This is a genomic window from Xylophilus sp. GW821-FHT01B05, assembly GCA_038961845.1.
Lineage (GTDB): Bacteria > Pseudomonadota > Gammaproteobacteria > Burkholderiales > Burkholderiaceae_C > Xylophilus.
On the sequence record CP152408.1, the window covers coordinates 1 to 12039 of the forward strand.

9 protein-coding genes are annotated in these 12039 nt (G+C 62.3%); 6 read left to right on the plus strand and 3 right to left on the minus strand.

Going from position 1 to position 12039, the window contains the following annotated elements:
* The 6 genes from dnaA to AAFF27_00030 all read left to right on the plus strand — a co-directional run bounded on the left by dnaA (nt 1) and on the right by AAFF27_00030 (nt 9322).
* On the plus strand, nt 1–1422 hold the full coding sequence (gene dnaA, locus AAFF27_00005; GenBank protein ID XAH23608.1) for a chromosomal replication initiator protein DnaA: 1422 nt from the start codon (nt 1–3) through the stop codon (nt 1420–1422).
* Nucleotides 1423–1539: 117 nt separating this feature from the next.
* Complete coding sequence (dnaN, locus tag AAFF27_00010) at nt 1540–2661, plus strand: DNA polymerase III subunit beta (protein XAH23609.1); 1122 nt, start codon at nt 1540–1542, stop codon at nt 2659–2661.
* A gap of 132 nt (nt 2662–2793) precedes the next feature.
* On the plus strand, nt 2794–5421 hold the full coding sequence (gene gyrB / locus AAFF27_00015; GenBank protein ID XAH23610.1) for a DNA topoisomerase (ATP-hydrolyzing) subunit B: 2628 nt from the start codon (nt 2794–2796) through the stop codon (nt 5419–5421).
* Between the two features lie 24 nt (nt 5422–5445).
* The gene (locus AAFF27_00020; protein ID XAH23611.1) at nt 5446–5802 is read left to right on the plus strand and encodes a nucleotide pyrophosphohydrolase; all 357 of its coding nucleotides are present in this window, start codon (nt 5446–5448) and stop codon (nt 5800–5802) included.
* A gap of 93 nt (nt 5803–5895) precedes the next feature.
* Entirely contained in the window at nt 5896–8316 is a 2421-nt protein-coding gene (locus tag AAFF27_00025) for a DNA/RNA helicase domain-containing protein (protein XAH23612.1), read from the plus strand.
* Nucleotides 8317–8488: 172 nt separating this feature from the next.
* A complete protein-coding gene (locus tag AAFF27_00030; protein XAH23613.1) occupies nt 8489–9322 on the plus strand; it encodes a DUF3883 domain-containing protein in 834 nt (277 codons plus the stop codon).
* A gap of 51 nt (nt 9323–9373) precedes the next feature.
* Here the strand turns inward: AAFF27_00030 and AAFF27_00035 are convergent, their stop codons facing one another.
* The 3 genes from AAFF27_00035 to AAFF27_00045 are packed head-to-tail and all read right to left on the minus strand — an operon-like array spanning nt 9374 to nt 12028.
* A complete protein-coding gene (locus tag AAFF27_00035; GenBank protein XAH23614.1) occupies nt 9374–10006 on the minus strand; it encodes a dihydroxyacetone kinase subunit L in 633 nt (210 codons plus the stop codon).
* Nucleotides 10003–11004 carry a dihydroxyacetone kinase subunit DhaK gene (locus tag AAFF27_00040; GenBank protein XAH23615.1) on the minus strand — a complete coding sequence of 334 codons (1002 nt, stop codon included), beginning with the start codon at nt 11002–11004 and terminating at the stop codon, nt 10003–10005. Before AAFF27_00040 ends, AAFF27_00035 begins: the two co-directional genes overlap by 4 nt.
* 43 nt (nt 11005–11047) lie before the next feature.
* The gene (locus AAFF27_00045) at nt 11048–12028 is read right to left on the minus strand and encodes a tripartite tricarboxylate transporter substrate binding protein (protein XAH23616.1); all 981 of its coding nucleotides are present in this window, start codon (nt 12026–12028) and stop codon (nt 11048–11050) included.
* Nucleotides 12029–12039: the final 11 nt, after the last annotated feature.

The following is a 12039-nucleotide window of genomic DNA, read 5'->3' on the forward strand; positions in this document are numbered from 1 at the left end:
ATGACCGAGGGATTCCCCCCCGGCGCCGGCCCCGGCGCCCCTGACGACGCAGGCCAGAGCCTGTGGCAGGTCTGCATAGAACAACTGGCGCAAGAGCTGCCAGAGCAGCAGTTCAACACCTGGATCAAGCCCTTGGTGGCCCAGGTGACCGAAGACCTGTCCCGCGTCACCCTGTATGTCGGCAACCGCTTCAAGCTGGACTGGATCCGCGCACAGTACGCAGGCCGCATTGCGCAGACGCTGGAGCGCATCTACGGTCAGCCCATCGCCCTTGAGTTAGCCCTTACTCAGCGTGAAGCTCCCGTACGTACTAGCCTTCCGCCTGCTGCCACGATGACCAGCGCGCCCGCCGCGCTGCCCGAGCCCGTGGCCCTGGGCGATGACAGCGCGCCGGCGGCGTTCAAGAACCGCCTGAATTCCGCGCTGACCTTCGACACGCTGGTGGAGGGCACGGCCAACCGCATGGCGCGCGCTGCGGCCATGCACGTGGCCGGCATGCCGGGCCATTTGTACAACCCGCTGTTCATCTACGGCGGCGTTGGCCTGGGCAAGACCCACTTGGTGCACGCGGTGGGCAACAAGCTGCTGGCCGACAAGCCCGACTCGAAAGTTCTCTACATCCATGCCGAGCAGTTCGTGTCGGATGTGGTCAAGGCCTACCAGCGCAAGACTTTCGACGAGTTCAAGGAGCGTTATCACTCGCTCGACCTGCTGTTGATAGACGATGTGCAGTTCTTCGCCAACAAGGACCGCACGCAGGAAGAATTCTTCAATGCGTTCGAGGCACTGCTGGCCAAGAAGAGCCACATCGTGATGACGTCGGACACCTACCCCAAGGGCCTGGCCGACATCCACGAGCGCCTGGTATCGCGTTTTGACTCTGGCCTGACGGTGGCGATCGAGCCGCCCGAGCTGGAGATGCGCGTGGCCATTCTGATCAACAAGGCGCGCTCCGAGGCCACCGAGATGCCCGAGGAAGTGGCCTTCTTCGTTGCCAAGAACGTGCGCTCGAACGTGCGTGAGCTCGAAGGCGCGCTGCGCAAGATCCTGGCCTATTCGCGCTTCAACCAGAAGGACATCAGCATCCAACTGGCACGCGAAGCCCTGCGCGATCTGCTGTCGATCCAGAACCGGCAGATTGGTGTGGAAAACATCCAGAAGACGGTGGCCGACTATTACAAAATCAAGGTCGCCGACATGTACAGCAAGAAGCGCCCGGCCAGCATTGCGCGGCCGCGCCAGATTGCCATGTACCTGGCCAAGGAACTGACGCAAAAGAGCCTGCCCGAGATCGGCGAGCTGTTTGGCGGCCGCGACCACACCACGGTGCTGCACGCGGTGCGCAAGATCGCCGCCGAGCGCCAGCAGCTCACCGAGCTGAACCAGCAACTGCACGTGCTGGAACAGACGCTGAAAGGCTAGGCCCGCAGGCTATGCGGGCTTACCCCGAAACCAGCCCTGAAACCGGCGAAAATGCCGGATGGTGCCCGCGCCCGGGCGCCGCACCTATCGACAACGCATTCTGGAGAAGAGGTTGACATGATCGTCTTGAAGGCCACCCAAGAAACGCTGCTCTCGGCTCTGCAATCGGTGGCGGGCATCGTGGAGCGGCGGCATACGCTGCCCATCCTGGCCAATGTGCTGATCCGCAAGACCGGCCCGCAGGTGCAGCTGACGACCAGCGACCTTGAGATCCAGATCCGCACCGTGGCCGAGCTGGGCGGCGATGAAGGCAGCTTCACCACCACCATTGGCGCGCGCAAGCTGATCGACATCCTGCGCACCCTGCCCTCGGACCAGACGGTGTCGCTCGAATCCACCGGCGGCAAGCTGGTGCTCAAGGGCGGCAAGAGCCGCTTCACGCTGCAGTCGCTGCCGGCGGAAGACTTTCCCCTGGTGCAAGAGGCGGCCAACTTCGGCCCGGCCTTCAGCGTGCCGCAGAAAACGCTCAAGAGCCTGCTGGGCCAGGTGTCGTTCTCGATGGCGGTGCATGACATCCGCTATTACCTGAACGGCATTTTGTTTGTGGCCGAAGGCAAGACCTTGTCGCTGGTGGCCACCGACGGCCACCGCCTGGCCTTTGCCTCGGCCCAGCTCGACGTCGAAGTGCCCAAGCAAGAGGTGATCCTGCCGCGCAAGACCGTGCTGGAGCTGCAGCGCCTGCTGACCGACGCCGGCGACGCCGAGAACCCGCCGCGCATCGAGATGCAGTTCGCCAACAACCAGGCCAAGTTTGGCTTTGGCGGCATGGAATTCGTCACCAAGCTGGTCGAGGGCAAGTTCCCCGACTACAACCGCGTGATCCCCAAGGGCCACAAGAACAGCGTCACCCTGGGCCGCGCGCCGCTGCTGGGCAGCCTGCAGCGCACCGCCATCCTGACCAGCGAGAAGTTCAAGGGCGTGCGCCTGAACCTGGAGCCGGGCACGCTGCGCGTGGCCAGCAACAACGCCGAGCAGGAAGAGGCGCAGGACGAGCTCGACATCGACTACGGTGGCGACACCATCGAGATCGGCTTCAACGTGACCTACCTGATCGATGCCCTGGCCAACATGTCGCAAGACATGGTGACCCTCGAACTCTCGGACTCCAACAGCTCCGCGCTGCTGACCATCCCCGAGAACGCCGACTTCAAATACGTCGTGATGCCGATGCGGATCTGAGATCCCGCTACTGCTCCTGATCATCATTTGCTATATAAATCATAGCTAAAAGCCCAGGCCCCGCCTGGGCTACAAGCCTTTTTGGCTTAGAAAATGTCCCGCCCCCCGTGGGCCGGGCCGCAAGGGAAAGACATGACCGACACCTCCAAGCCCCAGACGAACGCCGACGCGGTGCCCCACACCGAGCCCGTCTATGAACCCGAGATCGAGAACGCGGTGCCGGTGGAAGTCACGTCCGACGCCTACGGCGAAAGCTCCATCACCATCCTTGAAGGCCTGGAGGCCGTGCGCAAGCGGCCCGGCATGTACATCGGCGATACCTCCGATGGCTCGGGCCTGCACCATCTGGTGTTCGAGGTGGTGGACAACTCCATCGACGAAGCCCTGGCCGGCCACTGCGACGACATCGTCGTCACCATCCACAGCGACAACTCCATCAGCGTCACCGACAACGGCCGCGGCATCCCGACCGGCGTCAAGATGGACGACAAGCACGAGCCCAAGCGCAGTGCCGCCGAGATCGCGCTGACCGAGCTGCACGCCGGCGGCAAGTTCAACCAGAACAGCTACAAGGTCTCGGGCGGGCTGCACGGCGTGGGCGTGTCCTGCGTCAACGCGCTGTCGAAAATGCTGCGCCTGACGGTGCGACGCGAAGGCAAGGTCCACGTGCTGGAATTCAGCCGCGGCTTTGTGCAGAACCGCATCATCGAGCAGGTGGGCGGCGTGGACGTATCGCCCATGCGCGTCATCGGCGACACCGAGAAGCGCGGCACCGAGGTGCACTTCCTGCCCGACACGGACATCTTCAAGGAAAACAACGATTTCCACTACGAGATCCTGGCCAAGCGCCTGCGCGAGCTGAGCTTCCTGAACAACGGCGTGCGCATCCGCCTGAAGGACGAGCGCACCGGCAAGGAAGACGACTTCTCCGGCGCCGGCGGCGTGCAGGGCTTTGTCCAGTTCATCAACAAGGGCAAGACCGCCCTGCACCCCACGCCTTTCTACGCCGCGGGCGAGAAGCCGGCCGAGACCTATGGCGGCATCCCCGGCACGCACATCGGCGTGGAAGTCTCGATGCAGTGGAACAGCGGCTACACCGAACAGGTGCTCTGCTTCACCAACAACATCCCGCAGCGCGACGGCGGCACCCACCTGACCGGCCTGCGCGCCGCGATGACCCGCGTCATCAACAAGTACATCGAAGAAAACGAGCTGGCCAAGAAGGCCAAGGTCGAGGTCACCGGCGACGACATGCGCGAAGGCCTGTGCTGCGTGCTGAGCGTGAAGGTGCCCGAGCCCAAGTTCAGCAGCCAGACCAAGGACAAGCTGGTCTCCAGCGAAGTGCGCGCGCCGGTGGAAGACATCGTCGGCCGCCTGCTCACCGACTACCTGCTGGAGCGCCCGAACGACGCCAAGATCATCTGCGGCAAGATCGTCGAAGCCGCCCGCGCCCGCGAAGCCGCGCGCAAGGCCCGCGAAATGACGCGCCGCAAGGGCGTGCTCGACGGCATGGGCCTGCCCGGCAAACTGGCCGACTGCCAGGAGAAAGACCCGGCGCTGTGCGAGATCTACATCGTCGAGGGCGACTCCGCCGGCGGCTCGGCCAAGCAGGGCCGCGACCGCAAGTTCCAGGCGATCCTGCCGCTGCGCGGCAAGATCCTGAACGTGGAAAAAGCCCGCTACGAAAAGCTGTTGACCAGCAATGAAATCCTCACGCTGATCACCGCCCTGGGCACCGGCATCGGCAAGGCCACCGGCGTCGGCGGCACGGCCGGCGTGGACGACTTCAACGTTGCCAAGCTGCGCTACCACCGCATCATCATCATGACCGACGCCGACGTGGACGGCGCCCACATCCGCACCCTGCTGCTGACCTTCTTCTACCGCCAGATGCCCGAGCTGGTCGAGCGCGGCCACATCTACATCGCGCAGCCGCCGCTGTACAAGGTCAAGGTCGGCAAGGAAGAGCAGTACCTGAAGGACGCCGGCGCGCTCGACAGCTTCCTGCTGCGCGTGGCGCTGAAGGATGCCAGCGTGAGCACCGGCGGCGACGCCCCGCGCACGCTCAGCGCAGAGACCCTGGACGACCTGGCCAGCAAGCACCAGTTGGCCGAGGCCGTCATCGCCCGCCTGGGCGTCTTCATGGACGCAGAGGCCCTGCGCGCCATGGCCGACGGCGTGGCGCTGGACCTGGACACGGTCGAATCCGCCGAGGCCAGCGCCGTAGCGCTGCAGGCCAAGCTGCGCGAGCTGACCACCAACGGTATCCCAGCCGAAGTCAGCAGCGAATTCGACGTGCGCACCGACAAACCCATCCTGCGCATCAGCCGCCGCCACCACGGCAACGTCAAGAGCAGCGTCATCACGCAAGACTTCGTCCACGGCGCCGACTACGAAGCTTTGGCCCGCGCCGCCCAGACCTTCAACGGCCTGCTGGCGCCCGGCTCCATCGTCAAACGCGGCGAGGGCGACAAGGCCAAGGAAGAAAAAGTCACCGACTTCCGCCAGGCCATGCGCTGGCTCATCAGCGAAGCCGAACGCGTCACCGCCCGCCAGCGCTACAAGGGCCTGGGCGAAATGAACCCCGAGCAGCTCTGGGAAACCACCATGGACCCCAACGTGCGCCGCCTGCTGCGCGTGCAGATCGACGATGCGATCGAAGCGGACCGGGTGTTCACCATGCTGATGGGGGATGAGGTGGAGCCGCGGCGGGAGTTTATTGAGACTAATGCGTTACGGGCGGGGAATATTGACGTCTAAGTTGCTGAGCTAGATCGCATCAACGTGTCTCAAGAACTCACGCTTCAGCAACTGGCGCTCCGCCTGCAGGAGTTTGCGAGCCAGCGGGACTGGGGCCAGTTTCATTCCCCTAAGAATCTTGCTTCTGCGTTGATCGTAGAAGCCGGTGAGTTGCTGGAGCACTTTCAGTGGCTCACCGAAGATCAGAGCCGAAATCTCTCCTCCGAGAAGAAGCGGGCCGTGGCGCATGAAATGGCCGACGTTTTGCTCTATCTAGTGCAGATGTCCACGACCTTAAAGATCGACCTGCTCGAAGCAGCGCACTCCAAGGTGGAGATCAACGAGCAGAAATACCCCGTAGAACAAGCACGCGGCAACAATCGCAAGTACAACGAGTTGTAACCATTGCCACCCCGTACACCACAATACGCATGGGTGCAGCATCTGGAGTGCCATCCACGCGGGCTGTTTTGAGTACAGGGGAGTGCCTTACTGGTGATCATCTACCAAGCCGACAAGCGCCAGTTTCTACGGCATGCTTTTCAGGACGATATCGAAGACGTTGTTTCACGACATTACAGCCACGCCACAGGCCAACGGGTGAGCCCAGCAGAGTTGCGTGCGTGGACGCATTCGCTGTCGCACATGGCGAAAGTGCTCAACGACGATGAAATCCCAGACGATGCCGGCGTTGCCATCGAGTACCAGGTGCCACAAACCGCCAAACGGATCGATTTCCTCATCACCGGATTGGATGAACAACGCCAGCCCAAAGTAGTCATCGTCGAGCTCAAACAATGGTCCGAAGCACGCATTAGCGAGAAAGACGGCATCATATGGGCGCGCCGGGGCGGCCGCGCCGGAGAAACCGAAGGCGCTCATCCCTCGTACCAGGCGTGGTCTTACGCAGCGCTACTCAATGATTTCAACGCAGCAGTGTTGGATGATGGGATCGCTTTACAGCCCTGCGCCTATCTGCATAACTATCCTCAACGCGACGGGGTTATCGATCACCCCAGCTATTCGCCCCACATCGAACGAGCGCCTCTTTTCCTCAAACCCGAGCGGGATAGGCTGCAGGCCTTCATTCGGCGGCACGTGCGCCATGGTGATAGTAAGAACCTGCTCTATCGCATCGAGCATGGCCGCATCCAGCCATCCAAGATGCTCGCAGACGCAGTGGTTGGTCTTCTTCAAGGCAAAAACGAATTCGTATTGATCGACGACCAGAAGTTGGTATACGAGAGCGTCCTCGAAGCCGAAGCCCGGGCTGCCAGTGCCACCAAGCAGGTCGTCATCGTCCAGGGCGGCCCTGGCACCGGCAAATCGGTCGTGGCCATCAACCTGCTTGCCGCGTTGATCGCCAAGGGCCGGAACGCGCGCTATGTATCCAAGAATGCAGCCCCGCGCGCGGTGTTTGAAGCCAAGTTGACGGGTACTTTCAAGAAAACGCGTATCAGCAACCTCTTCAGTGGGTCAGGCGCATTCACCGATCCCGCCGTGGACAACTTCGACGCATTGATTGTGGATGAAGCCCACCGACTCAACGAGAAATCCGGCCTGTACGGAAATCTTGGGGAGAATCAGGTCAAGGAGATCATCACATCTGCGCGTTGTAGCGTGTTCTTCGTAGATGACGACCAACGTGTCACCATTTCGGACATTGGACACACTGGCGAACTGCGCCGATGGGCCGCTGCGCTGGGTGCCCAAGTCACCGAACTGAGCCTGGCCTCCCAGTTCAGATGCAGTGGTTCCGACGGCTATATGGCATGGCTCGACGACTCCCTGGCCATTCGCCCGACAGCGAACCAGACACTGGACACCACCGAGTACGATTTCCGCGTGGTCGATAGTCCCACCGAGCTACATGCACTGATCCACAAAAAGAACCAAGCAGCAAACAAAGCCCGAGTGGTTGCGGGCTATTGTTGGGGCTGGCCCAGCAAAACCGACCCGCAGGCATTCGACATTGATATCCCCGAGTACGGTTATCAGCGCCGCTGGAATCTCAGCCAAGATGGAAGCCTGTGGATCGTGACGCCAGGTTCCGTGGAGCAAGTCGGGTGTATACACACGTGTCAGGGCTTAGAGTTGGACTACGTGGGTGTGATCATCGGCCCTGACTTAGGGTACCGGGATGGAAAGATCCAACCCAATGTCAATGGTCGTGCCCGATCCGACAAATCCATCAAGGGCCTGAAAAGCCTGCTCAAACGCGATCCGCACGCTGCCAAGGAAATGGCGGATCGCATTATTAAGAACACCTATCGAACTCTGATGACCAGGGGGATACGCGGATGCTTTGTGTACTGCACGGACGGCGCCCTGGCTGAATATCTGCGGGCACGCCTGCATGCGGTTGTCCCGCCGGCTATCGATCTGACCTTTGATGCGATTTCCACTGCCAAAGCAACCAACGTCTTCCCGCTACGCACAGTGACTGCGGCCGAGCGGGCTGCAGGAAGTAATGCGGCCCCCGTGATAGCACTACGCTTCGCCGCAGGCTCTTTCTCTGAACCTCAATCCCTCGAAGAGAATGCAGAGGATTGGGTGGAGTTACCCGACTGGGTGTCTTATCAAACGGGGTTGTTCGTAGCGCAGGTAGTTGGTGAATCTATGAATAAACGGATTCCCAATGGCGCGTGGTGCCTCTTCCGCGCAGCACCTGGAGGCACCCGGAATGGCAAGATCGTAGTGGTGCAACATCGCAGCATCGCGGACCCTGAGACAGGCGGCAGCTACACCATAAAAAGATATTCCAGCGAAAAAATCCTAGAGGCTGACGGAACATGGCGGCATACGCGCATTGAGCTGGCACCAGAAACGGACAGACCGGGGTTCGAGACCATCGTGCTAGAAGTTGGCGAGGACGAGGAGTTTTCGGTGATAGCAGAAATGCTGATGGTGCTCTGACGCGCGTGACTAAAACCTGTGCGAAATAAACACTGCGCCGTTGCGGAAGATCGACGACGCGATCAAGGTGGACTGGTGCTCGACATGCCTAAAGGGACGAGGTAAAGCCCCTCCGGGTCTTTATTACGACTGGTGCGCTGCAGATGGCAAATATTGATGTGTGAGGTGGCGGATGGACTGGACCCTGATCGAGCTTGAGGCCATCGTTGCCGACTATTTGCATATGCTGACTCTGGAGTTGGCAGGACAAAACTACAACAAAACGCGGCACCGCCAAGCACTGCATGTGAAATTGCCGGATCGCTCATCGGGGTCGCTCGAATTCAAGCACTGCAATATCAGTGCAGTGCTGCTTGACCTCGGTTATCCCTACATCCGGGGCTATCAACCACGTTTCAACTATCAGGCGCTTCTTGCTACGGTGGTTGCGGAGCAGCTACACGACGCGACTCTATTACAAGAAGCTGCATGGGCGGCAACGCAGCAACCGGCAGTGCACGTAGGCCAGACAGAATTTACTCATATGCTGGAGGCTGCTCCGATACGCCGGCACCGTGCATCGGAGCCCACTGCAGAGTATTCATTCAAGGCCGTCAAACGGGACTACCTTGAGCGTGAAACTATGAATCGGTCCTTGGGTTTGGCAGGAGAAGAGCTCGTAGTTCAGTTCGAGCAGTGGCGGCTCCATCAACTAGGCTATACGAAGCTGGCAAACCGGATCGAGCTTGTGTCCCAAGCTCGAGGCGATGGACTGGGCTATGACGTGCTGTCATTTGAACCAGACGGCCGAGAGCGATTCATCGAAGTTAAAACGACGTCCTTCGGGCGTGAAACACCTTTCTATGTGTCTCGCGGGGAGTTGCAACTCTCCCGGCAAGAACCACTGCAGTTCCACCTATATCGCCTGTTTGATTTTCGCAAAGCGCCGCGGCTGTTTGATTTGCCGGGCACTCTGGACAGCCACTGTGTCCTTGACCCCGTTTCCTATCGGGCGTCTTTCGACTAGCCCAAATTGCGCCGCCGCATCTGGTTCTTCACACCCCCTGAACCGCACAGCCTACAACATCTCCACCATCCGCAACACAGCCACCATCCCCGGATCATCCAAACCCACACTCTGCTGCGCAAACATGCGCGCGCGGCCAATCTTGTTGGGGTGATTGCGTAGTGCGTCGAGGGCTGTGGTGGCAGCGTTGTGTGCCGCGCTCTTGAGCATGGCGGCATCAGCATTTGCTGGCGCCTCATGCAACGCGCGGCTGATCGCCTCCAGACTGTCGAGCATGGTCTTGTCACCAAGCTTCGCGCCGCCACGGGCCATCAGGGCCTCCAGCGCGGCGGACAGTATTGCCACCATGGCGTCACGGTCGAGAGCGGTGGCCGCGTGGGGTGACTTGGCTGCGGTCAGGAAGGCTACGGCCAATAGCGTGCCGAAGCTTGAGCCGGATGCCTTGGCGCAGGCCGATGCGCAGGCCTTGAAGATCGCGGCGGGCGAGTCGCCGGAGGTGGGTAGTGCGCCTGTGATGTTCTCTGCGCAACGCTGCAGCGTGGTACCCAGGTCGCCATCGCCCAGGCGGGCGTCGAGCGCGTTGAGCTCGGGCGCGGCGGTGGTCATGGCCTGGCACCAGCGTGCCAGGGCTGCCTTCAGCGTTGGGCCATCGACCGAGAAGGTGGGGGCGGGAAGAGCGCTCATGCCACCCTCCAGAACGGGCAGTCGGCCGGCGCGCGCAGTAGCGCTTCCAACTCTGCATCCAGCGGCATCAGGGTGAGTGACGCGCCGGCCATGTCCATGGAGGTGGCGTAGCGGCCTACCAGGGGCATGACGGGCGTGGCGCCCTTGTCGGCCAGCACGCGGGCGATGTGGCGGTAGAGGATGTAGAGCTCTTCGGGCGGCGTGGCGCCCAGGCTGTTGACCAGTACGGCGACGCGGGCGCCGCGTTGCAGGTCCAGCTCGGGCAGCAGGCGGTCGAGCATTTCTTGTGCGAGGGCATCGGCGGTGGGCAGCTTGCCGCGCCAGATGCCGGGCTCGCCGTGGATGCCCATGCCAAACTCGATTTCGTCATCCGCGATGGTGAATGAGGGCTTGCCTGATTCGGGCACCACGCAAGGGGTGAGCGCAACGCCTATCGAACGGCAGGCCAGTGCGGCTTTCTCCGCCGCCGCGCGCACTTCTTCCAGCGAGCCACCCGCAGCCGCACGTGCGCCGGCGATCTTGTAGGCGTAGACGATGCCCGCCACACCACGGCGCTTGTGGCGCTCGGCAGTTGGTGCGCTGGCGACGTCGTCGGCCACGCGCACGGATGCGACCTCGATGCCTTCCAGCTCAAGAAACTCCTGCGCCATGTCGAAGTTCATGCGGTCGCCGCCGTAGTTGCCGTACAGCTGCAGGATGCCGGCGCCGCCATTGGCGGCCTCTGCAGCGGCCTGGCAATCGGCCACGCGCGGGCCGGCGAACACGTTGCCGACGGCGCAGGCGTCCAGCAGGCCCGCGCCGATGTAGCCCAGGAACACCGGCAGGTGCCCCGAGCCACCGCCCGTGACGATGCCGACCTTGCCGGGTATGGCGCCGCCGGTGCGCGCGATGACGCGCCCGTCGTCACCGATCTGGCGCAGGGCCTCGCCATGCGCCAGGCACAGGCCCTGGAGCATCTCGTCTACATAGGCGTCGGGGCGGTTGAGGATCTTCTTCACGGGTGGGCTGTCTTTTGCTGGTGGGTTGGGTGGCTGTGCGGCATCACTCTGTTTTCAGGCGGCCTTCCTTGGCGGCCTTGCTGGAGAGCGTGTATTCCGCGTCCAGCACCTTGGCAAATTCCTGCGGCGTGCCGGGGTAGGCCACGCTGCCCAGCTCGCGGGCGCTGGCGATCATCTGCGGGTCTTTCACCGCCTGCTGGAGGGCGGCGGCAAGCTTGTCCTGGATGTCCTTGGGCGTGCCGGCGGGGGCCAGCACACCGATGTAGGTGGTGCCGTCGATGTCGCCAAAGCCCAGTTGGGCCACGGTTTGCACGCCGGGCAGGGCCGGGTCTTCCGTGGGGCCCAGCACGGCCAGTGCCTGGAGCGAGCCCGACTTGATGTGCTGCAGCGAGCTGGTGACCTGGTCAAAGTGCACGTCGATCTGGCCGCCGATCAGGTCGACCAGCGCCGGGCCCGAGCCCTTGTAGCTGACGATGGTGAACTTGGTCTTGAGCAGGTTCTCCAGCTGCAGCAGCGCCAGGTGGTTGGGCGTGCCCTGGCCGGAGTGGGCAGCCGTGAGCTTGCCTTCGCCCGAGCGCGCATAGGCGGCAAGCTCGGCAAAGTTCTTGAAGCGCGTTTCGTTCTTGCGCGCCAGCAGCACCATGGAGCTTTTGTTGACCAGGCCCAGCGGCGCAAAGTTGGTGCGGCTGTAGGGCGTCTTGATCATCTCGGGCAGCGTCACGATCACGCCGGCGCCGCACAACAGCAGCGTGTAGCCATCGGCCGGGGCCCGGGTCACTTGCCCGGCACCAATGGCACCGCCGCCACCGGCGCGGTTGTCTATGACCACCGACTGGCCCAGCACCTTGCCCAGCGATACCCCCACCAGGCGTGCCACCAGGTCGGTATTGCCACCCGGGGCAAAGGGCACGATCAGGGTGACCGGCTTGTTCGGGAAGGACTGGCTCCAGGCGCTGGAGGCGAAGCTGCCGCTCGCGGTGGCGAGCGCGCCCAGGGTCAGCAGTTTGCGGCGATTGATTTCCATGTCTTGTCTCC

Coding starts and splice junctions, on each gene's coding strand:
- dnaA (XAH23608.1), top strand. CDS start 1: ATGACCGAGGGATTCCCCCCCGGCGCCGGCCCCGGCGCCCCTGACGAC.
- dnaN (XAH23609.1), top strand. CDS start 1,540: ATGATCGTCTTGAAGGCCACCCAAGAAACGCTGCTCTCGGCTCTGCAA.
- gyrB (XAH23610.1), top strand. CDS start 2,794: ATGACCGACACCTCCAAGCCCCAGACGAACGCCGACGCGGTGCCCCAC.
- AAFF27_00030 (XAH23613.1), top strand. CDS start 8,489: ATGGACTGGACCCTGATCGAGCTTGAGGCCATCGTTGCCGACTATTTG.
- AAFF27_00035 (XAH23614.1), bottom strand. CDS start 10,006: ATGAGCGCTCTTCCCGCCCCCACCTTCTCGGTCGATGGCCCAACGCTG.
- AAFF27_00045 (XAH23616.1), bottom strand. CDS start 12,028: ATGGAAATCAATCGCCGCAAACTGCTGACCCTGGGCGCGCTCGCCACC.